Genomic DNA, 23,602 nt, shown 5'->3' with positions numbered 1-23,602 from the left:
ACCTCAATGGGCTCCATAGCATCCAAACGGCTAGCGCCTTTGGAGGCCGACTGTGACTGTCGTTTAAAATCCATGACCGCTCGTGTGGGGATGTGCGCCCCCATCGTGTCCCCCAACACTGACGGGAGACTCCGCAATGGCAGGGCCGTCCTCGTCCTGGTCACCATCTACGCCTGACTCGTCATGGCCTTTTTCAAGCTCCTTCTGCTCCAGCTCGGCAAGCTCGTCCTGCAGCTTATCGAGATTCTCCTCACCGTCCCAGGGCTCGACAACGATTCTCCTGGCCTCATCAAGCTGCTTGTCGGAGCGCTCCATAAGGGCCCTAGCCTGGTCTAGACCGCCCGCCTCTTTCTCGATAATGCCGTCCATCTGCTGCAGCACGGTGTGTGAACCGGAAGTAGCCGACGGCAGCATATGATTCGACCAGTGCGCGTCGGCCGCACCCTTGACCCTAAGGCCGATGAAGGGGTCGTAACGGAAGGTGCCGTCTCGCTCGAGCAGCGTCTGCTCCTTCTTCACGACAATCTCAAGACCGCGAAACTCTCCGATTGCCCTGACTGGGCCGATGGGACAATCTCCGGCAGCCCCTTGAATCATGCCGATCGCGCTAGCTCGATCTAGCGCCGACACACCTCCGACCGAGACCCTTACGATATCTGCACCCTTGTCGAGCTCCCTTTGCCTGTTCGCAGAATCGAGGACATCGTGGTCACGTTCGAGCAACTCGAATCGTCGTCGGTTGCAAGCGGCTGAAGGCTCATAACGAGATTCGATTTGGTGGCGCATGTTTGCCACCATCTCGTCATGAGACTGCTTGAGCATGGACTGTGCCATAATCTCGCTTCTCAGCTCCTGGATCCTCTTGATATCGGGGTTACCCGACGCCACGGCGGCAAGGTCTGAGTAGGAGATTCTCGTCTCATCGATGTCATCCATGCTGCGCACGGACGGCTTATTCGAGAAGACCTGACCGATGAAGCGCTGTTTGTGCTCGACGGTGGAGTAGAGGAAGGAGTCGAACGTTCCCTGGGCGACGTACTTGAAGTCCCTGACGCTCTCGAAAAGGTTTCCCTGGCGCCTGATTCGACCAAGGCGCTGCTCGAAATCGGAAGGCCTCCATGGGCAATCAAGGTTATGAATGGCCGCGAGTCTCGTCTGGACGTTTGTGCCCGTGCCCAGCTTCTCAGTCGAACCCATGAGGACGCGCACCTCGCCCGAACGAACCTTCTCGAACAGTGTTTCTTTCTTCTCCGGATCGTTGCCGGCATCGCTGACGCAAGCAACCTGCTCGGAGGGAATTCCCGCCTCGATGAGGCGTCTCCTCATATCGTCTTGGATATTCCATTTCCCCGAGGCCGGGGTCGAACGGTCGCAAAAGACGAGCTGCGCACCGCGCATGTCGGCCGTCTCCTCCCAGATTTTAAATACCTCGCGTGCGCAAACTTCACATTTGCCGCCCTCCATCGGCTCAAACTCGGGGTGCATCAGCTTCGGGTCGAGTGCGACCTTCATGCCGTCGCCCGTGATCGCAAGCAGATTGTCGTTGCCCTCTGCATTTCCGGCACGGACGCGCTCGCCGCGGATGCCGAGTTTTTTGACTTCCTCGAGCTGCTCAGGCGTGGCGGGCACGGTGATATGGATCTCCTCGCACTCGGGGACCTTGAGGTTCACGGTCTCTTGCGTGACGATGTCCGCAAAGGTTCGGTAAGCGCTCATGAGCTCAGGGAGGTTATGGAACTTCGTGAAGCGCTGTTTCAGCTGGAAGCCGTTGCCCTCAGACTTGATCTCCATCGAGTCCTCTATCGTGCCGAACGTGAACGCCCAAGACGGGAACGATGAAAGGCCCTGCCGCTCGAGGAGCTCGGGTGCAAGATATCGCTGCATGTTGTACAGCTCGCCCATCGTATTGGTGACAGGTGTGCCCGTGGCGAACACGATGTTGCGTCCATGGCCAATCTCACGAAGGTAGGTGCACTTTTCAAGCAAGCTCTCGCTGCGGTTGGACTTCGAGGAAGTCATTCCCGCAATAGCGAGGCCATACGTAGGGAGATTCTTATAGTTATGCGCCTCGTCCACAAACAGATAGTCGAAGCCGATCTCCTCGAACGAAAGCCCTTCGGTCTTCGGAGAAGAATGGAGCTTTGAGAGCTTCTCATTGATTTTCTTAACTTCTTCCTCGAGCTTTTTAACCGAGAAGGTTCCGCCGTTTTCTTGCGCATCTTCTTTGGCCCGCAGGAATTCCATCCTTCGGCGTTTGAGATAGACCTCCTTTCGCTCTTGCGAAAGGTCGAGCATATCGAAGCGCGAACTCGATACGATCACGGCGTCCCAGTCACCGTTTGCCGCGCGGCCGAAGAACTCCCTCGCCGCATCCGCGGAATCCGACTCAGATTTACCCATATAGAGCACCCTCGACCCTGGATAGAGGTAGGCAAAATCCGATGCCCACTGTTCGGTTAGGTGCTTCGGCACGACGACAAGCGGCTTGTTGGCCCGACCGAGACGCCTGGCTTCCATGCACATGGCGATACCCGTATAGGTTTTTCCGGCGCCGACGACATGTGCCACAAGCGTGCCCTCATCTGCCTGCCCAGCTCGCGCGACGGCGGCACGCTGATGCGGCCTCATCTCCACGTCGGGATTCATACCGGGAAAAGTGAGGTATGAGCCGTCATACGTCCTGGGCGCCAATCGGTTGTACCTATCGTTGTAGATTTTGCACAGCACATTTGCCCGATCCGGGTCTGCCCACACCCATTTCTCGAAAGCCGACGAAATCAAGCGCCTCCTGTCCCATGCGGCCTTAGTCCCCTGGGGGTCGGGAATCTTCTTGCCCGTGGACAGGTCGGTCTTGTTCAGCTTCGTCTCGCTGCCGTTGAGGACGGCCGAGATGACCTTGAGCGGCGAATAGCTGCTGATCCCGTATCTGGTCAGCACCTCAAGCGAAAGCTCGGTCGCGTTTCCCGTCAGGCGCCATTTTCCGGTACGGGGCTCATGGGCAACCTCAAATTTCCTCTGCTTTGCCGCAGTCATCTCGCCATCAGTTAACTCGAGCTCCTCCTCGATGAAGCTCATGACGAAGGAGGGGGGAATCCAGGGAGAACCCAGGGTCGCCGCGATCTCTCCGGGACCCAGTTCGCGTGGAAGCACGGCTTTCAGTTTCTCTTCGCAGGTGCGCAGCGCGGCGAGCCTCTCGACATCCGACTCGGTTAGGCCGAAGGCTGCCATATGTCTCTCGCGTCTAGCCCTGTACTCGGCAAGGTCATCTGAGTTGACGAGCTCCTCGTGGGGAATGGGCTGATCGAAGTCGCCCATCCAGTCAACATGGGTAGTCCTCATCACGGCCTTCTCACCAGCCTGGCGATAGCCGAGCGAGATAAGGAATTCGGCCGGCACGGTGTCTGCCTTCATCGCAGCCGCCAAAACACTCGATAGGGGCTCCTGCTCCGACTTCCGGGCAACAGAGATCCCATACGCGCGCGCCAGGTTTTTGATTGGATCGGGAGTCTGATATGTGTTGTCAGCATCGGCACGCCCAAGCGCGACGGCAAGGACATCGGGCCCCACGCGGGGATCGGTGGACAATCGCCAGAGAACCTCCTCCGTGTTCATCCCATCGGTCGCGAAATCTCGTTTACTTGCCAGATATCCGAGCGATCTCTCGACAAGCGCTGCGATGAGGGGGTTCGTTATGGCCGCGTAGCCGTTCCTGCGCTCGGTGGAGATGCGAACCCCCTCATCGAGCTCTCCCAGGGCGGCGATTAACGCCTCTCCGGTCCATGTACTGAATGACCTATCGCGCCAGCTGTCGGGGAGGCTGCCGACATGCGCCGAGGCGATAACGGCACGGTCGGCCGTCAAGGGATGGACGCAGGTATCCCACAGGCCGCTTTTCATGAGAACGCTAACGGCTCTCGCCACCTCCGCACTCGTCTCGGGAGTGCGGACAGGGGGAATCGATACCGACTCGAGCCAGGAGCTTTCCTCGGCGTCGACACGATCGCTCTCTACCTTCTTTTGCATCGAATGGATCGCATCCAGCTTCTCGCCGATATCGCCGGAAAGATATGCCTCGGCGCTCTCGATTCTCGACGTGATCGGATCGCGGACGATGAGGTCGCCGAGCCTTTGCTCGGCCTCGGCGACACTGCAGCCGAGTAGTCGCCCGATGAGCGCCAGATCGACGCCGCCCGTACGGTCATATGAGACGGCCAGGGCATCAGCCGGGGTCTCCGAACGGTCGGGGAGGGGTGCCTGGGGGCGCACAGTGCGCTTTGAGAGGATGTCGGCCTTGCGGACGAAGTTCTTCTTGGTATCCAGCACCTCGAGACTGAAGAGGTTGATGCCGAGCGAGCAGTCGTGATAGCCCTTCATGGTGAGGACTCTGCGGTTCTTCGGATCATTTAGTCGACCGTAGCGCTCAGTGAAGAGGTCGTAGCGGTCGCTGAGGGCCTTAATTCCAGATTCGATTGCAGCATCGGTCGATTTGGGGTCGTGCTCGAGCGAGACAAGCGCTCGAGCGGCATCCCTGAGCTCAAGCATTGCGCGTGCGCGGTCCTCTGCCCCGCGGTCCGCGAGCCGGAAACGCTCGACCGTGTCGCCGTTGCCGTACCAGATCGACCCGCCGTCGCCCAGCGTGAACTCATAGAGCGCCGGATTGGTGGGGACCTGCGCGACCTCGGGAGCGGCAGACCTGCCGGGCATCCCCTCAAATGTATGAGAAATCGCACCGATGGCCTGATTTGCCAGGGACTTCCTAGCGCTATCGGCGATTCCAGCGGCGTCCAGACCACTTATCAATGCATATCCGGGGCCGTATGCGGTCATCTCCGAGCTCTGCTCGCCGACGGCCATGGACGGGTTGGAGGCAAGCAGAGCGTTCACGCGGAAGCCGTCCGCGTTCGTCTCCGTACGGACCCAGGCCGGCGCGTTGTCGTGCGTGATTTCCCGCGCCTCGGCGAGCTTCCTCAGGACGATGAGGTCGCACAGCGCGCTCGTTCCCGCCTGGCTCTCGAAAGTCTCCTTGGGGAGCCGTGCCATGCCGACAAGATCGCACTCGCGGGCAAGGCTTTCACGTGTGGCCTCCCGGGCCTTGTCCATGGTATAGCGGCTCGTCAGCACAGCGACGATACCGCCGGGGCGCACGGCGGCCACGGCCCTCTTGATCATGTAGTCATGAAGCGGAACTCCGTCGATTTTTATCGCGTCCGAGTAGGGGACGTTACCTATGGCGGCATCAAACGACCCCTCGGGGATCTCGCATTTGGCGATATCGGCGGCGACGATCTTATGGTCGGGGCAAAGCACGCGTGCGAGTCCCGCGCTCACTGGGTCGATTTCGACGCCGGTCACATGGACGTCCATACCAACGGGGACACAGCGCATGAAGTTGCCCGTTCCGCAGCCCGGCTCCAGAATCTCGGCCCTGCCCTCGTCACAGATACCGGCATCCCTCAACGTCTCCCAGATAAGTTCAACGACGGGGCGGGGGGTGTAGAAGGCGGTGAGGACCGTCGCGCGCTGATCGGCGAACTCATCCTCACTCAAAAGCTCTTTCAGATCCCGTGATACATCGGCCCAGCCACCGGTCGGGTTTTCGGCAAAGGCGTTCGCGGCACCGCCCCAACCGGAATAGGCCGAGATGGCGCGCGCCTCCTCGAGAGTGGCGTCTCGCCCCTCCTCCATGGTCGCCTTGAGGGCGCGCAGCGCGGCGACATTCAGCCTGGCACGCTCCAGCGGCGAATGACCGGCCTGGATATCAGGGTTCAGGTATTCGGTGTTGTCGTGAGCGGCTAGAGTGTGAGCACCGTCTCGTTGAGGGCGATCTCCTCGGCCATCTTCTGGGCACTGTTGGCCTTGCGGATGTAGTCGTCGTACCGGCACTCGGCCATCGTGATCTGCGCGAACTCCGGTGTCGCCCCGCAGCTCTCCATGCAGCTGTCCTGCAGCTCCGCGAGTCTCGTCAGGTAGTTGTGCTCCACCGCCTTGAGATACTCCTCCGTCTCGCCGGCCACCTCCATCCTGGCCAGATCCTCCGGAGCGTTCTGCTCCATGAAGGAATACCGGAGACCCCTCACGCCCTTGTACGGGTTCTTCAGCACCGACATGCGCTTCCTCCTCGAAATCATCCTTGTGGGCGAACTTGTCGCCTCCCGCTTGGCTTACATAAGATTCCTCTTGCGCCCCGAAGTCAAGGGCCAGGCTTTGCTGCGCTTTTACGTTATCGATTTGTTCTTCGGCGGGCGCCTCATAGATCGATGAATCATCCATCGCGAAAAGGGAGATTTGCCCCTCTGCCGCAACGAAGCGCCTCGACGCTCTCCTGGCCATGGCGCTACGCCCCCTTTCGAGAGTTGTTGCAGGTTCCGCGCGAACCGGAATCGAAGGAGGCGAGCATGCTCTTTAGTCGCTTGGTCGTCATAGTTGCTGACTGGCCGCGCTCGGCCCGCTCGCCCTGCGGGGGCCGCACTCTCGGTTTGCACTCGAATCCCGCCTTCTTGAGGGCGCGGTCGATTCTGCCCGTGGCGCCTCTCACCTGGGCACAAACGCGCTCGATACGCGCGAGAAGCAGCTCGGTATCCTCCATCGGGACGCGAACCTCCAGGCCGTCATCGATCCCGTAGCGGCGAAGCGTAACGTGGGAAGCCATCGGGTCCATGCCCTCAAGGTCGACGTCTTCGGAGGCCATCGAGACCGCATCGAGCGCGACCGCATCCCCCTCGACGACGCTGATCGGTGCGGCGCCGGGGCACGAGGTGAGCCCTATATAAGCGGAGGCGGGGTAGACCGTCTCGGGAACGAGTTCGCAATCGAGAGTCAGCTCATCGTCCACTCGTCTGGCGAAGGGAACGAGAATCTCGAACCCGGCCGGATGCTCCTTGATCTTTCCGCCCAGCATATCGGCGCGCTGCCTGCTGAGGACAGCCGATGTATCGGCCTCGGGATGGTCGAGCTTGAATGCCGCAAGAGCGAGAATTCCCCTCGGGCCCAGTTCGGAGTGCTCGGCCATGGCGTCGAGAATCGTGTCCCAGCCGTGCGGATGGCCCAAAACCGCCGCGAGCATCTCGATAGGCGCTTCAATGTGGCTCTGTTGCATTAATTCCTCCCCGTCTCAGTCAACTACCCATCGATGATGGGGGAGTGTGCCCATGTCGCCCGGCGCGGGAACAAGTGTTCACCGCGGCAGGGCAGGTAAGCCTTTAGCCTGACGCCCTATCGGCGCCGGTATCTGTCGCCTTCGGAGCCGATGCTATCTCCGCGAGTCTCGTTAGCCCCGAGGCTATCTCGACCGCGTCTGCGCCCAGCAGCCAGTCGGTAGGCACGCCGAACGTCCTTGAGAGGGCCTTTAGTGAGACGGCCGAGGGCAACCTGACGCCAGTGAGCCACAGGCCGATCGAGCGCGACGATTGCCCGATCATCCCCGCAAGCTCATCCTGGTCGATTCCCGTTGCCCTCATGAGGGCGGCCAGGCGTCGGCGAAAGAGCAGCAGGGAAGGTTCGGTTGTATACGGTCCGGGCGCGTTCTTCATCTCGATCAGTACGTCCCGACGTTGAAGCCCTCGCCCTTGGTGTAGTCGACGGTCACGGGAATCTCCGTCTCGTTGGGGAAGTAGACGCGGATGACCCAGTAGGGGATATCGGAGCCGTCGGGACCCATTCCAACGTTCACGTCACTCGACTCGATAAGGGTCTTCTCGGGAGCGCCGTATTCGGGTGTCAGGGACGTGAGGTACCTTGCGACCGCGTCTTGGAAACCAGTCTGGGTCATTCCCTCGGGCAGGTTATCGGGGACGGCAACAACCGAGGGGTCGACTTGCGTCGTTTCACCCTTGTCATCCATGGCGCCGCCTTCCGATTCATCACCCGTGCCGTAGCCATCGGCACCGACTTCACCGTCGGAGGCAGCCGAGGATTCCACCGCCGGGCTGTCATCCGTCCTGCCTGTGGGCGGAAAGAGCGCGAACGCGACGTTGATTGCGATGCAGACTATGATGATGCCTACGCAGGCGAGGATAATCCCTTTCGAATCCAGCTTCTTTCCCTTTTTGTACATGGCGAACGTTCCTTTCCCTTGTTGGCTATTTGAGTTCGACTCCGCCTATCCATCCCCAGTAGACTCCTGAGCCCTTACCGTAGAAGGCAATGAACTCATCGAGCGTCTTGGTGGTGATTGCACCTTCGTTGCTCATGACCTTGCCGTCACCGATGTAGATGCCGACGTGGCCATAGAGAAGTCCTGGGGTGCCGGTGCCCGGGTGGCTCGCGTCGCCGACGATCATGCCGACTTTGAGGTCGGCGGGGTTGTTGCTATGGCACCATGCCTTGACCATGTCGCAGGCGTTTCCACCGAAGGAGCCGACACCAGCCGCCTTGAATACGTTTGTCACCCACGCGGCACACCAGTTCAGGCCGGGTGAGGGCGTTGACTTGCAGGCGTTGACGACGGTGAGCTGGCTTCCCGTGGCGCCCGCCAGACCCTGGCCCGAGCCGCCGAGGGTGCCGGACGTGATCGCGTTGTAGAAGTACTGCGCGTTGGTGTATCGCGGTTCCCAGCCGGAGGGTTTGCCTCCCACCATGGCGCACCGCTCCCAGCCCATGGCGTAGATCTTCGTCGCGGCCTCGAGGTCGGTTGCATCCATGAATGTTTGGTAGTTGTACTTGCCGTCGGCACTGGAAAACGAGCCCCATTCGTCGTGATCAGACCAGAACTCGAGCTGGACATCGAGGTCGTACCAGTTCTTGCCTTTCTCCTTTGCGAATTGAGCCAGGCGAAGGCGGCGCCCTCCGTCCCACTGGCCTATACCGGTCGCCTTGTTATATACAGAGCCTCTCGAAACGATCTCGTCGTTTGTTTTCGGGTTCTTTCCGTCCAGCCAATAGGCATGCGAACCCATTGCCTGGTCAGCCATCGGATATATCTTATGATTTGAGGATCCAGCGGACTCATGGCAGTAGTTGCCCATGATGGCGGCGGCGTGGATGTCGTCGCAACCGTGGTCTTTGAGGTACAGGTAGATGGTGAGCTCGTCGCCGTCCAGGCTGCCGCCGTTGCTCGCCCCTCCCGCCTGCTGGCCGAACTGCACGAGCCCGAGCGACGAAGCGAGGATCGCCCCCATGAGCAGAAGGCCGCCGAGGGAGAGCAGCGAGGCGAATATGGCGATCCTGTTCTTCCATTCCCTGAGGGAGAGAAGCTGCTTTCTTCCCTTACGGCCCTTGAATAGCTTTCGGGAGAGCTTGCCGCCGACGGCGCGCCCCGCCTTCATGCTAAGGGAGGCCTGCTTGAGGGCGACCTTCCTCTTCCTACGCAAAACCATCTTGCGATGGTCCTTGAGCTTTTTGACGGCGGCCGGGTCCTTCTTGAATGAACCCGGACGGCGCTTCATAAGGATGTCGAGCTCGACCGCATTGGCGCGCTTGAGCGTCTTGGAGGCGCTACCGGAAATCGGGGCGACGGGGACCGTCGCCACCTTTTTCGCGAGCGATGAGGATGCCAGGAGCTGGGCCGAGGGCGTTGCGCCCGACACAGCGGCCCCGCGTCGGGAAGACGAGGCCATGACGGAGGGGGAGAAACCCGATCCCTCCGATGTGTCTGTGTCGGGCGCATCGGCTTCGGATGCGCCTGCCATGGATGATTTCGCGATGGACGCGAAGGTGCCGCCGTATGAGGCGGCGCCCGCGGCGGCAGATGCCGCACGCGAGCGCGTCGTTTTCTGGGCGCTGAGACGAGAGAAATCCGAGGAGCCGGAACGCGACCTGTTCGGGCGCGGTAAGGATCTTTGCCATGCAGATGTGCGCCGTGACTCGGCTTCGAGCACGGCGGGCACGGTGCCCGTACGCCGGCTTGCGGCGGTACGGGCATCCGCGTGGGCAAGGTTTGAGCTATATCTCATCGAGCGCGGTTTCATCTACTAGCCCACGAAACCGGAACCGTCGGCATATTCGTTGAGACCCTCGGGGCTGATCTCGTCGGGGCTGGCGAACATGCCGCCGACATCCTCACCGCTGTCGTTTTGATACTTCAGCAGGGTGGACATCGCATCGGAGACCGATGCGCTGCCAAAACGCTGGTCTGCCGACTGCTGGGGGGCGACAGCCGCCTGGGAGGAAGCCTGGGCGCGATGACGCTGCGCGGCGCGCTGATTCAAAAACATGCCATTCGGCTGTGTAAAGCTGGTTGCGGGGGCCTGCTGGACAGAGGAGGAAGGCGCCGGCTGCTGAGGGGCCTGCGTCTGGGTGCGCGGACGAGGCGCTGAATCCATCTGCTGCTGACGGGTGACGTTTGACCAGGAGCCCGGCTGCGCGTTGAGATCTTCGGTAGGCTGAGCCTGCTCGGGAGCGGGAGCGGGCTGGGGCTTCACCTCAGCATCGAGACCGTTAGCGCGCTCCGACATGGCAACGAGCGCAGACAGCGTGTAGCCTACCTCGGAGCCGGAGAGGGCGACCGTGCCGTTCGAGAAAGCGATATCGCCGGAGGGCTCGCTTCCGAGCGTGACCCCGACAGACGAAAGAGCCAGCGCGAAATCGTCGAAATGGGTGTCGCTCTCGCGGGTGAAGACCTTATCGATTGCATTCAGGACAAGGTCCTTGAGCTCGGCCTCGGCCTGCGCGCGCAGCTCCTCCTCACTCGGGAGTCGACGGGTGTTGAAGCGCGAGAAGTCCGCGCCCTCCTGGAAGTCACGAATATCCATATCTTCCATCCTTTCCTTTTTGGCGGTAACCGTGTCTCGGTTGCCGCCTCCGTTAAAACCGAATTGCTCGCTCGCCGGCCGCACGTTGGGTCGAGGGCGCGCCGGGGGAGCCATGTGTGCAGGTGACGGAACGTTGCGGCCGATCTCCTCACGAGTGGAGCGCGGGGTCGAAGACGGGGCATCTTCAGGCTCGTCGAGTGAGCCGACATCGGGTTTCGCTGCCGGCTTCACCGCCCGGCGCTTGATATCGGCGGGACGGGTCGTGCAGATGTCGTAGAGAGTCGGACAGGTCTTCTGGTCGATCTGAAAGTCGAAATGGACAACGCGGTTCTTGAACACGTAGAGACCCTCGCCGGGATGTGCGGTGGCCAAAACCTTCGTCTGGCTCTCAGAGAGATTGAACAGCTCTTGGAAGTCAGGGAGAAGGTCGCTCGTCTGCTGCAGAATCGTCACGAAGGGCGAGTTCTGGAACATATAGCGCGTCTCCTCGCTGTTGAGGACGCGGGAGAGGTTCTGCGTGATGGCGTTGATGTAGAAGTCCCACTTACCGCCGCGGGTGAAGAAGCGGTCGATCTGGCTGCGGGCGTAGGGACTGTCGAGCAGGAGCTGGAACTCGTCGATGATGAGCCAGGTTCTCCTACCGGCACGACGGTTCGCCGATACGCGGACCCAAATGTGATCGAGGATGATGAGCAGCGCCAGCGGCTTGAGCTCGCTGGATAGCTCGTGCAGGTCGAAGCACACGAGATTCGACTGGAGGTTCACGTTCGTCGGATGGTTGAACAGCGACAGCGTGCCCGTGACGTAACGGCGAATGAGCTTTGCCAGGTCGCGGGCGTCGCGCATATCGGAGCCCTGCTCGGACATCAGGAAGTCATAGATATCCTGAAGCGTCGGCAGGTTCTCGGGGCGCGGATCGTCCAGATACCGGTTGTAGGCGTATGCGGTCGCGGCGTCGAGGACATTGGCTTGGGCATCGTTGACGCTGCTGGCCATCATGCGAACGAGCGACTGGATGAAGGACACCTTCGCGGGCACGGGGGAGGACTTCGTCTCCGGATCGTCCGAGCCGTAGGCAAGGGAGATGTCGAGGGGATTAATGAAGTCGCCGGAATTCTCGGCGATACGGATGACCTGGCCGCCCAGATACTCGGTGGGTGTGACGTACTCGCCCTCGGGGTCGATCGTGATCACGTCGTCGTCCGGATGCTTCAGATGCACGGGGATGATGCGCGTGATCTTGGAATTGAACGACTTGCCGGATCGGGGCTGTGCCAGCGTGAAGCTGTTCGTGTGCTCATGGGACACGGGGTCGTAGACGATAAACGAGCGGGTCTCGGCGTTGAGGCCCATGATGTTACCGCCCGGATCGTTCATTTCGGCGGCGACGAACATCAGCATATGGGACAGGGGGTCCGTGGTCAGCGTTCGCTCATACGGGATGTAGGGGGCGCCGATCGGCAGAGCGGTCGAGAAGGACTCCTCGCGAAGGGCGCGCCATGAATCGGGATAGGGCTTCCTGTGCGTGGAGAACACCTTCTCCACCTCGCGGCAGGCCTCCTCGAGCTCAGTCTCCGTGCGCCCCTGGACGGTCACGACGGTCGTGACTCCGAAGGCGTGCATCTCCGCGCTCTCGAGGTCGTCTCGGAACGCCTCGGCGTCCTCCTGGGCTTCGCGCATCGCGGGCGGCATGTTGTTCTGGTCGACAAAGTAGCCGACCTCGGGACGGCTCGTGTTGAACTGATAGGTATTGTTCTCCTCGGTGATCTCGTGCAGGTGGTTCTCGGCGGCCGAGATCGCGGCAGAGAACTCCCAGGGACGGATGTGCCACGCGACGGTAAGGTCGTAGGGCAGTCCCGTCAGGTCTGAAATAAAGGAGTCCTTCATGGTCTTGCCGTAACCGTCAAGGGTGACGTCGTAGGTCTTAACCCAGCGACGGCCGACGATCATGCGGGGGTCGCCGCGGTAGCCGTCAGCGGTGAGGACGGAGGAGGGCGCCACGAGCTCGCGGGTCGTGAGGCCGACGGTCCCGGACAGGCGCTCGAAGTTCGCCGTGCCCGGAGTGTCGTCCTGGCGCGTCATGGTCTGAATGATGTCGAGGCGCTGCTGGCCGTCGAGGACATGCGCATCGGACCCGAGGTCGCGCATGAAGCGCAGGAAGGAATCCGCCTCCTGGGACAGCCGGGGCACCGCACGCTCCAGCGTGTCAGCGGACACGGCAATCGTGATAATGCGGTCGCGGCGCACCGAGCGGGAGGACTTGGCAAGCATGGAGCGGGTCCATGCATTGTACTCGCGGCGCAGGACGTTACCGCGCTCATCGCCGGGAACCTCACGGAACAGCAGGTCAGAAGCGAACTCCTCCGGGCTCACGCGCTTGTTCATGATGAAAATGCCGAGACGTACCGTGTGGTCGAGCGAATCGAGGTATCCCGCCCACGCCTCGCGCACGAGATACTGGTCCTCGGGTCGCGCTCCCTGGTAGTTGACGTCATCGACGCGAAGGGCGATGGAGTAGGTCTCGCTGTCGATGCGCATGACGCCGTCAACCGTGAGCAGCTCGTAGGGGACGAGTTTCGTGGTCGACCACTTAGGCTGGACGAGCTTCACATCGGTCGAGAGCGCAGTGTTTACACCGAGCTCGGCCTGTTCCTCGTCTATCGCCCAGGAAGAGCCGAGGGGGATGGATGGCACGTCGGTGCCGTAATTCGCGACATACTTGTCACGTTTCTTCTTCAGTTTTTTCAGGCGTTTGTCCATCTGGCGCACGCCCTTCTGCCAACCGGCCTCGAGGGCGCTCGCGCGGCGCTCCTCGGCCTCGGCAATCTCTCGGTCGAGATCGTCAATAGTCAGTTTGCTCATCTAGGGTTTCTCCCATCGTTTCTCACGGAGGCCTCAGCCATCGCCTGGGCGATTCCCGCCGGCACGGCCTCCTGCTCAAACTTCCTCGCCTTCCTTGCTGCCTTTTCGCGGCGTTTCTGCTCGCGCACCTCTGCCTTCGTCTTCTTCGGAACGGCCACCTCGAAAGTCGGGACAGCGAGCGTGAGCTGATCGGGCTCCGTCCTGTCCTTCAGCATGAGCGGCAGCCATTTCTCCGATTTCAGGCCGTGGTGCGAATGGAGGCCGATGACGCCGATGGCAACGCACACCGGGATCGCCATGTAGGTGACAATATCGAGGCTCCAGCCCCATGCGTAGACGCCGTATATTCCGACGGTCACGACGGCAACGGCGGCAAGTGCCGCTATGGCCGAGCGCTTGGAAAAACGACCAAAGATGTTTCTCGCGACATAGTTGTTGATATCGTCGCGCACGAATGTCTCTGCCATTTCACTACCTTTCCTAGGCGAGGCCGAACAGACTGTTGGCAACGACCTTTGACTTGTTCACGATTTCAGTAATGCAAAGGACGGAGCACATCGACGGGATGAGCGCGGCCGCGGCGCCCCCGAAACCATTCAGGGTGCTTGTATCAGACGTGATAGGGGCTATGAGTTCGGTTGCGACCGTATTGATAAGTGGGATCATGCCAATCGCGATGACAATCATCACCGCCTGGAAACAAACCGCGGCGAAACGCTTGAGATAGCCGACGCCCATGGGTCTTGATTTGTCGTCAGCAAAGAACGCTAGGCAAAGGGGGCTTGCGGCGGCCCTTAAATATATTTCGCCGACACGCACGAAGATTGTTGTCAGCACGGTGAATAGGCAGGCGACGCAGGCGACAAGGGAAACGATGGCAAGGATGAGAAGAATAAACGAGGTGCCGGCCTGTGCGTAAGTCAGGGCGTCGAATGAGCTGGTTACCTGTTCCTTTATTCCAATGGAGTTGGTCGTGTCGATTCCCATGGATGCAAGCGTGTTGTTTACGACCCCGACAAGGTGTTGGGCGAGAACGTATACGGCCGCACAGATGTCCATCGCATGGACGATGAGGGTGTAGCTCACCGCGAACATCATGACGACGAATGCGAGGCTTGCCATGATGTCGACGCCTGCCATCTTGCGACGGACATCCAGCTGGTGCATGAGGGCGACACCGAACGTCAGGCCGAGAAACGCCATGGCATAAGGCTGGAAAGCGCCTTTCGATAGCTTTGATGCCATGGTGTAGAACTGGCCGAAAGGACCATTGGTAAAGTCGGATGTGAATGCAGTGCTCGCCGTAGAGGACACTAGCGAAATGCACCATTCGGCAAGGCTCGTGGCGCTTTCCGCAAGCCCACGGCAGAAAGTCCATGCCAGGTTTTCGGCAGCATATTTAAAGAACTTAAAATCTAGGGCAAAATCCGGGGTCTTCTTGCTGATAAGTTGGTTGTCCAGATCCTCTGGATCTTTTGACTCAGAACCCTGCGATTCATGCGGCTTATGGTTGTCGTTGGGACTTGTGCTCGTCGAAGCAGACGCGCCCTTTTCCCAACCATCAGGAGCCCAGGACGGTTCGAAGTTTTTCTTAAGGTCCTCGCCCTGCAGGCTACCGTTATACTTCTTCATTTTGCTGTGGGATTTATCGACAACTTTGCCGTTTTTATCGTAGTAGACAGGACCCTCGACGGTACTTCCGTCTTTGGTGGTCGTTATGGTGTAGCCAATCTTGTAGGCCTTAATGCCGCCATGCTCGAAGGAAACATACTTGTCCTTATCGATGTCACTCCACCTGATTGTAATTTGCGTGCGCTCGGGGTTCATGTTGTCAACGCCGAGGTTGACATTCCACTGGCCCTTTTGAGCGGCATAGGCAATCGATGCAATGGCACAAGCCACAACGAGCATCAAGACGCTGACGGCTGCAAAACGTAAGACGCGATCGCCAAACGAAGTCGGCCTTTCATCATATTCAAGTTCATCATACGGGTCTGTTGGCCTAGGCGACGAAGCACCACCGATAGGGGAACCGGCAGCGAAGGCAAGCAGTCTCTCTCTGATCTCCATTATCCGAGGATGCCGTTGAACAGCTGGGAGATGATATGGGAGAAGCCGCAGCCGGCGATAAAGACGCCAGCGAGAACCTGCCACCACTCGGTACCGTGGCCGGGGCGCCCCTTAGTCTTCTCCTCGAGCAGATTGTAGACACCCCACAAGGCAAACAGAGAGCCGCCAGCGATCATGACGTTCTCGAATTTGGTAACGAGATCAGCAAGCTGTTCCATTGAAGATTTCCTTCCCTTAAGGATAGTTGATACCTATTCACGCGCCCTTAGGCGTCGATGACGATGGTTTTGGGGCTGGTGCGGTCTATGAGCACGACACCCTCCGGTGTTGACACGTCAGGGATATCCGCGTGTCGCCTGGCGCGCGCCCACTCGAGCATGTCGGTCTTGCCGGCGCTGAGATACTCCTTGCGCCTGGGATGAATCTCGGGATCTGCCTTGAGATCACGAAACCACATACCTTGCTTGTAGTGCGTCACACACTCATCAGGGGACAGGCCGTCCTCCTCGTTGAAGCTGTAGAGCTCCTCGGGGCTCATGAGCGGGACCTTGACGTATCTCGTGCTCTCCTGGATGGATTTACCGCTCGCGGAGTTCGAGACTGAGTAGTCCGTGAACTTCTTCGTGGTGTTGCCCATCTCACGGGATATCTGCTCACAGTCGGAAAAGAGTGAGGAACCCATGTACATAAAAATGGCCGAGTTTGCTCGGATGGATTCCGACTGCTTGCCATATCGCGCCTCGAGCTGCTTGCCGTCCTGCACGATTGCGCAGAGGTTGATCCAGAACTTACGACTCTCGGCGAAGAGCTTCTCAAGGTCGGGGATCTTACCAATCTGGGCGAGCTCGTCGAGATAGCAATAGAGGGGAATCTCTAGATGGCCGATTCCATTCGTTGACCCGATATCCTTCGAGATATCGAACAACTGGTTTAAGGCCATTGCGGCGACGAAGTCATAGGGGCCGCCGCCGGACTTGATGCAGAAGAAGATGGCGCGCTTGCGCTTGTCGATAGACTGGAGGTCGAGCTCGTCGCGGCCCAGCATCTTTCTGATCGCTGGGTTATTGAGCCTTTGCAGACGGGCGGCACACGAAGACACGACCGCCGCCATCTGCTCGGGAGCGCCGGCGTTGGACCTGAAGGTGCGGTAGTTGGTGAGGACCGAGTTCTCAGGAAGCGACTCGTCATCCAGCGCGTCCTCGCCGTAGGTATCGATGATGTACTGCGCAAATCCGTCAAAGCCGTCGCGCCCCCGGGTGCCCTCGAAAACGAGATCGAGCTTGTTGATGCCCTCGGCGCCGTCGGCCTTGGCCATCGCTAGATAATCGATGATGCCGGGAAGAGTGCAGTCGGCGGTATTGCCGTTGGCCTTGAACCAGAAAACGAACATGCCGCAAACGCAGGTGTAGAAGTTCTTCTCCATATCGATGAAGAACTGCTGGTCCCCGTGCGTGTCCTCGCCCTTGGTGTTCGCGACAAACATATTGACCAGGGAGTTGATGGACGTGACGTCGCGGCAGTTGATAAGCGGGTTGTAGTGGGTTGAGGCCAGGATGTGCTCCTCGTCGCGCAGGTCGATGACCTGCACGTCATAGCCGTTCTTCTCCAAAAAGGCAGCCGATGCACGGAAAAGCTCGCCCGAGGGATCGGTGAAGACCATATTGCCGTTCATCTGCATGATCTGGTTGGTCACGAAGCGGTAGGACTTGCCGGCGCCCGATCCAGCCATGATGAACATGTTTCGGTTTGGCACCTGGCTCTCGCGCCTGATCGGGTCCTTCTTATCGTTGACGATTGATGTGCCGGCAACCTTGCTATTGAGCGAGAGGATGATATTGTCGTCCTCGACCGTCTCACACCATTCGGGAACCGGCCAATCAGCCGTCGCCTTGTTGTGTGAGTACAGCAGACGCTCCTGTGCGGTCGAGAAACGCTGGGATCCATATTGCTTCGCAGGCGAGATGTCTTCTCCGGGCGCCTCATGCTTAAAGAAAATCGCCAGAGCGATTGCAAGGGCCGCGACGACTGAGGCCAGCAGCGGAACCCCACCGAAATAGATGCCGAGGGGCCGACGGGATGCCGCCCATGCAACGAACGCCACGACGTCATCGGACGTTTCGATACCGCTTGTGCCGAGCATAACCTTCTGGACCGTGAGGTTCACGATCCAGAAGGCGGCAGATCCCAGCACGACGGCTCCGATAGCCTTCGTTATGTCTATCTTTGGCAGCTTCATCAGCTACCTCTTGACCCGCTTGTTGAGGGTTCGGGAGTGCGTGGACGGACGGTTTTGGTTGCCGATTTGGTGACGGTTGGCCTTGCGGTCGGCTGCGTCGCGCATGTTGACGGCGCGTATGACCTCATGCGAACCCATCTGCTTGGTTCGTCCCTGGCGCTGCTGGAGTCTGACTGACCCCTCAAAGGCCTCGCGGTCCTTCAGCGTCTCGATTTGTGTATGGCATCGGACGATGGCATCGGCACGGTCCTCACGAAGCACGCCCTTGTCATCGCCTTCGCAGATTTGGTTCCCGATTTTTGCCGTATGCCCTTCGGGATCGGTAATCCTGAAGGCTCCGGCCGTGGAAACGGCGGCGGTGTATACAACACCGTCCCACCCGGTGAATTTACGCTTGTACATGCCATCGTTCTGGTCGAGCTTCCAAGACTCACCCAGATATTCGATATTCTCCGGTGCAGGCGGGAGCCCTACCGGAGGAAGACCCACAGCAGGTAGCCCGATTGCCGGAAGGGCGGGGTACTCTTTTGGCTGGGAAGACGACTGGATATCGTTTGGATTGGCGGGCATCTGGACGCCGCTCTCGACCGGACCCCTCATCGCGTTGTCCACATCGGCGTTCGAGATCAGCTTCCTCTCGATTGCCGTCTCAATGCAGGCGGCGAGCGCCTCCTGGTCCTTCATCTTGTATTCGATTGCGAAATAGCCAGTCGCCGGGTCCTCGAAGACAGCGAACCCGATGCGATGCTTTCGGCAGATGTCGGAAAGGAGCGACAGGTCGCTTCGATCGAGCGCGCCCTCCTTGCCGAGGTTGACGAGCTTGATGACGTCGTTGCGGTCGCGCCTTAGCGTGTGCTCTGTAACGAGACCGTAACGTCCGAGCCCATTCACATGGCTGATCGCGCGGTTCGCGCCGCGACCGGCAACCCTGCCGGCACCTCCAGCGACTTTGCCCGTACCACGTGCGAGCGCTCTCATCGTGATGATGAGGACTTCGCGCGCCGGGGGCAGGACAGCCTGGCCGAGCATCAGCAGAACACGCATGGCCTCTTCATTCTCTCCGGGCATTGCTGCTACCTCCTTCCGGCGACGTGTAGTTGGGGCCGCACATAAAGCGGCCCCAACTACAGTTTTCGCCATATAGGCCACCCGTGCCGACCGGTTTGGTGCCACGGGGTGACAATTTCTCTAATTAGCTATGCCTGCGTGCCCCGGGCCGTTTGACATGCACGCCCGGCCGCTTCAGGCCCTCGGTAACTGCAGTCGTGTGTTGATATAGGTGCCTTGTAGCCAAGGCGTCGGCGAGGGCGGTATGCGGAGCGCCCTCGAAGCTGTATCCCATGGCATCTGCCGCAGAGGTGAGCCTCCATCTTGAATGGGACTCTGAGAATGGGCCGTATACGCGCCCGAATTCCTCCATCGCATCGACAATTTCCGCTGTCTGCGGAATGATGACGCCCTCATGCTCGAGGAATCCAAGGTCGAAGCCGACAATCCATCCGACGATCTTCTCCGTGCGGTCGAATAGCGACTGGACGGCCTCGAGATAATTCTTAAAAGGCTTATGGTTCGCCACCGAGTCGGGTGAGATGTGGTTCACGCGCTCTGCGGCAGGCCACTCGGTCTTATGCTGCGGCCTGACACGCAGATGGACCGACGAGGGCGAATCCTGACCCTCGATATCGAGAACCATTGCCAGGGCCAAGATTTCATCGCCGTCATAAGGGTCGAGCCCCGTCGTCTCGGTGTCAATCGTCATGCACTCGATGGGAGAGTCGAAAGGTACCAGCGCGATGCTCATCTTGCCGCCCCCTATGCCTGTCCGTAATGGAAATAGGCAGTACGATTAGGGGCCGTGGTATGAAGGGTGCCCTCGGTACCGCCTCCCAGCTTCCTGCTGATCTGCGCGATGAGGTTTTTCGTGCCGGGCATCTCATGGGCTCGCTCGGTCTTGATGTCGCTCGTTTGGACATAGCCCTCGTCGACAGACTCGTCCCACTCGTCCTGGGTCGCCTCGGTGTAGAAGACCGGTGCCTCGGGGTCGTTTTCGATGGCCTGGGAGGCAAGCGTATCGATGTGGCCGGTATTCCCCCTCACGGCAGCGTGGACAACGTCGTCGGTAAGTGCGCCGCCGTTCGCGATGTACTCATAGAGGCTCTGGTCGGCCGGGTCGGGAATCACGCGCCCGAACTGCTCGTCCGTGACATAGCCCTCGTCGCCGATCCTGAACTGGCCATAGGGCCCTGCCGGCCAGGGAATAGCGATGCGCGAGAGCTCCGTGTCCGCCATGACATAGAATTTCATGACGGCGAGCTTCTCGTCTCGCGAGATATAGTCCTGGACGGCAATAGACGCCTTCGGGTTGATGTGGGTTCGATCCGACGGCGAGAGTTCAAGGCCGCGCTCGATCTCATATTCCGCTTGGGCGGTGGAGGCCGTGAAAAGGGCCCGTGCGAGCAGCCAAGACTTCTGACCCGCATACGTGTCGGGGACGATGCCGTCAAGAGCGACCTCGGCCACGGCCGAGAGAAGGTTCGGCTCCGCCATAATCGCACCAAGCGTGGCAACAGCCGGCCACTTAAGGTATCCCTCGCATTGCTGCGGGTCCATGATCATTTCGCGCACGGCATCGAAAACGCGGTCGAGGTCAAGCGGGCCCAGCCCGGCCGCACCCGCCCTATCCAGTTTGTCCATACGGCTCTCCCTTCGGTCATAGTTCCGTTGGTGCTATCGTCCGCCCTTGGGCTTGTCGATGAGAGCCGTTGAACAACTGTTCCTAGATTTTGGTTAATGTTTAAGCGACTGAGCGTGGGGGAGGGTCACGTCGCGCTCCATCGACACAACTCCATCAGGCGATGCCGTGCTTTTGGTCACAAGTCGAAGCGAGTCAATGATCTTTTTCGTGCTGGGGCTGCAATCGACTCTGTGGGGAGCCACGCTCAGCTCTTCATACTGATCGAGGATCACATCCACCTTCCGCGACTCGTCGAAGGTCTGGCCGCGGTAGAGCGTATAGTCGTGCCCGCCGATGCTGACAAGGCCGTCGGGCATAAGAGCAATGTCCTTCGCTTCAATCGCCGGCACGATGGCGAAATTTACGCCTGCGGCGATGGCGATATCCTTATATTCAGGGGGAATGACCATCTCGCGGAATTCGGACAGATCCCTCATCGAAAGAAAAGCGTTCAGGTTAACTTCAACGGCATCATATCCACCCCGTCCGGCGCCATCGATAACGGAGCCGAATATCTCCGAGTCCATGAGGATGCCGGGCAGGGGGTCTACACTTGACCTCTGCATGTAGACAGTACGGTCTCCTTGGGCAGGTCCGTCGAGATTCACGGTTACATCCGACCAAAGCGAGCCGAATGAGTCAGAGCCGTCGGTCACATCGAAGGCTTGGATGCAGAGCGTATCGTTCTCCTCGTAGAATTGCTTTACTAGCTCCACGGTCTTCGGCTCACCATCAACCGAATAGTTGACTTTGATGCCGCCCTTGGTGGTTGCGTCCACATAGAGGCTGCTGTCCTCGATGCGCTTTTTGAGGTTCTCTCTATAGGAGACCAGCGATCCGGGGAGCGCATGAATCTGAGAAAGGCCTTTTTCCAATTGGTCAATATCGACAACGACCGGCTGCTCGATTTTAGGGAACGGGCCCAGCTGAAACGCCTTCATCGCATAGTCACTTCGATCCTCTCGGGCCGTCATGACGAGGGCGGCGTCGCTTGGAAACAGCGTAGTACCGTCAACCCTAACGATTCTGACGGCATCTCGCCTTGTAGCCGATGCCACAGACTGAAGGACATTGGACGATGCCTGATCGATATTTCCGAGAACGATGGCGCCACCGCTTGCGGCAGAGATGACACCCGGCCTGATTGGGCGCCCGCCGCCGATAATGCTTGCGAGGCTCGCCGTCCCGATATCGGAAACAACGGCAACGTTACCCTTCGCACCGACGCCGGCAAGGTCCCTCATGAGCGTCGCCTCATCGCTTTCGCCGACGCGGAAGAACGCGCGAAGCGCCTCTCCCGCACGCTCCGGACTATCCGTCTCAATTAGAATGGGAATCCGCGTCGCAAGGGCCTCGGCCACAGCGGAGACTGCAGCAGGCGGGTAAACCGGACTCAATTGATTTGGTTCAGCCGGCATAGGCCTGCCGATAAGATTCTCAGGATTACCCAAGGAATAAGATGAGATCGAGTCCAGGGTTTGAAGGCTCGGGTTAGAAGGCCTCAATCCGCGCGGAGTTGCCGCGGAAACGACTCCCTGGAGATTCAGCTCATGGCAGAGATCCTCAACTGCAATGGCGCCCCGACACGACGTCACGTTACCGCCGAAGTCCAGCGATCCAAAATACAGCTTATCCTTGATATACGTAGGATCGACCTGCCCCGAGGAGCTCAGGATACCAAGCGCTATGGCCAGCGCGAGGGAGCCTGCGTCTCGAATTCGACCTGAGAAGGCCTTGCTATAGCCGGGCGAGGGCATGACGTCGATAGAACCACTGTCTCGAGGCAAGGTGTATCCCTGCGCCTTGAGTGCACACCTGACAATGCCCCGCAACTCCACGGCGGCGTTATCCTGAATGCCTAGAATGTGAATGCCGGGAATTCCCGGTTTGAATTCAATCGCGATGTCAATGGGTACTGCCGAGGCGCCTTCCACAATGGCGCCATGGACAACTGTACGATTGGTCATAACTCGCTCCAATCCTCAATGATAATGAAACAAGTTTGACGGCAGGCATTAACCATTGCGTCTAGCTGAACAACTGTTCCGGGACCTCACTGGCTCGCCGCCGATTGAAAGAGACGGTCCATAGCATATTCACAATGTATATACTGGGATAATTGTTTATGCATTGAGCTGTGGTGGATAGCGGTGGATAGCCAGAAGAAACCAGTGGATTCTAGAAGGAATAGCCAATAGTAAAGCGGTTCCCCTGAACAACTGTATTTCATGGAAACCGCTGGTAGATAGTGGTGGGCCCTCCGGGATTCGAACCCAGAACCCAGGGATTATGAGTATGATCAAAGTCCCATCGAGGAGCATTTAGACATCGATGTCAGCTCACAGGTCAATTGGCACCAGCTGCCAGGTGTGTGCACGGCATCCTCGCCGGGATTTCGGAATTCAACGCTGATACCGGGACACTCCAACTCATGAGCCATCGCATAGGGTTTGGCTTGACCGAAGAGATTCCGGTTGCGTCCAACCTCGTCACATATGGCCCAGCCGCGATAGTGAGTGATTGGGGCGGCCACATGCTCAACCCTTAGCGCCTCGATCTTCCACGTAACCACAGCGCAATCATAGGAAAACCTAATGACTTTGAATATCGACTGCTTTTATCGGATACCAAAGAAGCAGTCTGTCAATAAGTATCAAGTAGCCATTTCGAGTAAAACTAAGGTACAGCAGAATTTGTAATCCGCTGCTATCCACACTTAGATTTACGTTTCTCCACTTGAATCCGGTTTTGAATATGGACTCATAATCCCTGGGTTCTGGGTTCGAATCCCGGAGGGCCCACCAGAGAATCAAGGGGCCGGGCAAATAGCCCGGCCCCTTTTTGCCAAAGTTCCCACTCCACGTGCCTACCCAATTGCCTTGATAAACGTTTGTGGGTCCAATCTTCGTAATAGTTAATGCTGGTTGACAAGAGCCATTTCAAAACTATGCCGGATTACGGGGCCGGACCCGGGCCGGCCGTCCGTACCCTGCATTTCACGGAATGCGCAAG

General features: G+C 59.2%; 16 protein-coding genes. 1 reads left to right on the top strand and 15 read right to left on the bottom strand.

Translation table 11 applies throughout. From position 1 onward, the window contains the following. Positions 1-63: 63 nt before the first annotated feature. The 6 genes from I1969_RS04805 to I1969_RS04780 all read right to left on the bottom strand — a co-directional run bounded on the left by I1969_RS04805 (position 64) and on the right by I1969_RS04780 (position 9,524). Positions 64-5,685 (bottom strand): DEAD/DEAH box helicase family protein, encoded by a 5,622-nt coding sequence (locus tag I1969_RS04805; RefSeq protein ID WP_195233379.1) that lies wholly within the window; start codon positions 5,683-5,685, stop codon positions 64-66. A gap of 107 nt (positions 5,686-5,792) precedes the next feature. Next, on the bottom strand, positions 5,793-6,107 hold the full coding sequence (locus tag I1969_RS04800) for a TnpV protein (RefSeq protein WP_195233371.1): 315 nt from the start codon (positions 6,105-6,107) through the stop codon (positions 5,793-5,795). Positions 6,108-6,334: 227 nt separating this feature from the next. Beyond that, positions 6,335-7,096, bottom strand: coding sequence for a hypothetical protein (locus tag I1969_RS04795; protein ID WP_195233369.1), 762 nt, complete (start codon positions 7,094-7,096; stop codon positions 6,335-6,337). 103 nt (positions 7,097-7,199) lie between these two features. Continuing rightward, positions 7,200-7,457: a helix-turn-helix domain-containing protein gene (locus tag I1969_RS11305; RefSeq protein ID WP_411161031.1), complete on the bottom strand. Its 258-nt coding sequence runs from the start codon at positions 7,455-7,457 to the stop codon at positions 7,200-7,202. Between the two features lie 77 nt (positions 7,458-7,534). After that, entirely contained in the window at positions 7,535-8,053 is a 519-nt protein-coding gene (locus tag I1969_RS04785) for a hypothetical protein (protein ID WP_195233365.1), read from the bottom strand. A 25-nt stretch (positions 8,054-8,078) separates the two neighbouring features. Next, positions 8,079-9,524 carry a phage tail tip lysozyme gene (locus tag I1969_RS04780; protein WP_195233363.1) on the bottom strand — a complete coding sequence of 482 codons (1,446 nt, stop codon included), beginning with the start codon at positions 9,522-9,524 and terminating at the stop codon, positions 8,079-8,081. Between the two features lie 28 nt (positions 9,525-9,552). On the opposite strand from I1969_RS04780, the gene I1969_RS04775 reads away from it, so the two are divergent. Further along, positions 9,553-9,912: a hypothetical protein gene (locus I1969_RS04775; protein ID WP_195233361.1), complete on the top strand. Its 360-nt coding sequence runs from the start codon at positions 9,553-9,555 to the stop codon at positions 9,910-9,912. On the opposite strand, the gene I1969_RS04770 is transcribed toward I1969_RS04775, so the two are convergent. The 9 genes from I1969_RS04770 to I1969_RS04730 form a co-directional block, all read right to left on the bottom strand. After that, the gene (locus I1969_RS04770) at positions 9,909-13,550 is read right to left on the bottom strand and encodes a VirB4-like conjugal transfer ATPase, CD1110 family (RefSeq protein WP_195233359.1); all 3,642 of its coding nucleotides are present in this window, start codon (positions 13,548-13,550) and stop codon (positions 9,909-9,911) included. The genes I1969_RS04775 and I1969_RS04770 overlap by 4 nt on opposite strands. Beyond that, complete coding sequence (locus tag I1969_RS04765) at positions 13,547-14,017, bottom strand: PrgI family mobile element protein (RefSeq protein WP_195233357.1); 471 nt, start codon at positions 14,015-14,017, stop codon at positions 13,547-13,549. The genes I1969_RS04770 and I1969_RS04765 overlap by 4 nt, the downstream gene beginning before the upstream one ends. Positions 14,018-14,030: 13 nt before the next feature. After that, complete coding sequence (locus I1969_RS04760; protein ID WP_195233355.1) at positions 14,031-15,620, bottom strand: hypothetical protein; 1,590 nt, start codon at positions 15,618-15,620, stop codon at positions 14,031-14,033. After that, positions 15,620-15,838: a hypothetical protein gene (locus tag I1969_RS04755; RefSeq protein WP_195233353.1), complete on the bottom strand. Its 219-nt coding sequence runs from the start codon at positions 15,836-15,838 to the stop codon at positions 15,620-15,622. Before I1969_RS04755 ends, I1969_RS04760 begins: the two co-directional genes overlap by 1 nt. Positions 15,839-15,885: 47 nt before the next feature. Further along, the gene (locus I1969_RS04750; protein ID WP_195233352.1) at positions 15,886-17,856 is read right to left on the bottom strand and encodes a VirD4-like conjugal transfer protein, CD1115 family; all 1,971 of its coding nucleotides are present in this window, start codon (positions 17,854-17,856) and stop codon (positions 15,886-15,888) included. 3 nt (positions 17,857-17,859) lie between these two features. Continuing rightward, entirely contained in the window at positions 17,860-18,924 is a 1,065-nt protein-coding gene (locus I1969_RS04745; protein WP_195233344.1) for a hypothetical protein, read from the bottom strand. A gap of 124 nt (positions 18,925-19,048) precedes the next feature. Beyond that, complete coding sequence (locus I1969_RS04740; RefSeq protein ID WP_195233341.1) at positions 19,049-19,657, bottom strand: 3'-5' exonuclease; 609 nt, start codon at positions 19,655-19,657, stop codon at positions 19,049-19,051. 11 nt (positions 19,658-19,668) lie between these two features. Beyond that, complete coding sequence (locus tag I1969_RS04735) at positions 19,669-20,550, bottom strand: hypothetical protein (RefSeq protein WP_195233339.1); 882 nt, start codon at positions 20,548-20,550, stop codon at positions 19,669-19,671. A 93-nt stretch (positions 20,551-20,643) separates the two neighbouring features. Continuing rightward, positions 20,644-22,557, bottom strand: coding sequence for a magnesium chelatase domain-containing protein (locus tag I1969_RS04730; protein ID WP_195233337.1), 1,914 nt, complete (start codon positions 22,555-22,557; stop codon positions 20,644-20,646). Positions 22,558-23,602 lie beyond the last annotated feature (1,045 nt).

Origin of the sequence: Collinsella aerofaciens (assembly GCF_015548375.1) — a bacterium.
GTDB classification, from domain to species: Bacteria; Actinomycetota; Coriobacteriia; order Coriobacteriales; family Coriobacteriaceae; genus Collinsella; species Collinsella aerofaciens_AB.
The sequence above is the reverse complement of the archived record's forward strand: the minus strand, read 5'-3'. Positions and strand labels throughout refer to the sequence as shown.

Coding starts and splice junctions, on each gene's coding strand:
- I1969_RS11305 (WP_411161031.1), bottom strand. CDS start 7,457: ATGAGGGCAACGGGAATCGACCAGGATGAGCTTGCGGGGATGATCGGG.
- I1969_RS04800 (WP_195233371.1), bottom strand. CDS start 6,107: ATGTCGGTGCTGAAGAACCCGTACAAGGGCGTGAGGGGTCTCCGGTAT.
- I1969_RS04740 (WP_195233341.1), bottom strand. CDS start 19,657: ATGAGCATCGCGCTGGTACCTTTCGACTCTCCCATCGAGTGCATGACG.
- I1969_RS04785 (WP_195233365.1), bottom strand. CDS start 8,053: ATGTACAAAAAGGGAAAGAAGCTGGATTCGAAAGGGATTATCCTCGCC.
- I1969_RS04805 (WP_195233379.1), bottom strand. CDS start 5,685: ATGGAGGAGGGGCGAGACGCCACTCTCGAGGAGGCGCGCGCCATCTCG.
- I1969_RS04760 (WP_195233355.1), bottom strand. CDS start 15,620: ATGGAGATCAGAGAGAGACTGCTTGCCTTCGCTGCCGGTTCCCCTATC.
- I1969_RS04755 (WP_195233353.1), bottom strand. CDS start 15,838: ATGGAACAGCTTGCTGATCTCGTTACCAAATTCGAGAACGTCATGATC.
- I1969_RS04795 (WP_195233369.1), bottom strand. CDS start 7,096: ATGCAACAGAGCCACATTGAAGCGCCTATCGAGATGCTCGCGGCGGTT.
- I1969_RS04765 (WP_195233357.1), bottom strand. CDS start 14,017: ATGGCAGAGACATTCGTGCGCGACGATATCAACAACTATGTCGCGAGA.
- I1969_RS04770 (WP_195233359.1), bottom strand. CDS start 13,550: ATGAGCAAACTGACTATTGACGATCTCGACCGAGAGATTGCCGAGGCC.
- I1969_RS04730 (WP_195233337.1), bottom strand. CDS start 22,557: ATGACCAATCGTACAGTTGTCCATGGCGCCATTGTGGAAGGCGCCTCG.
- I1969_RS04735 (WP_195233339.1), bottom strand. CDS start 20,550: ATGGACAAACTGGATAGGGCGGGTGCGGCCGGGCTGGGCCCGCTTGAC.
- I1969_RS04775 (WP_195233361.1), top strand. CDS start 9,553: ATGACGGAGGGGGAGAAACCCGATCCCTCCGATGTGTCTGTGTCGGGC.
- I1969_RS04750 (WP_195233352.1), bottom strand. CDS start 17,856: ATGAAGCTGCCAAAGATAGACATAACGAAGGCTATCGGAGCCGTCGTG.
- I1969_RS04745 (WP_195233344.1), bottom strand. CDS start 18,924: ATGCCCGGAGAGAATGAAGAGGCCATGCGTGTTCTGCTGATGCTCGGC.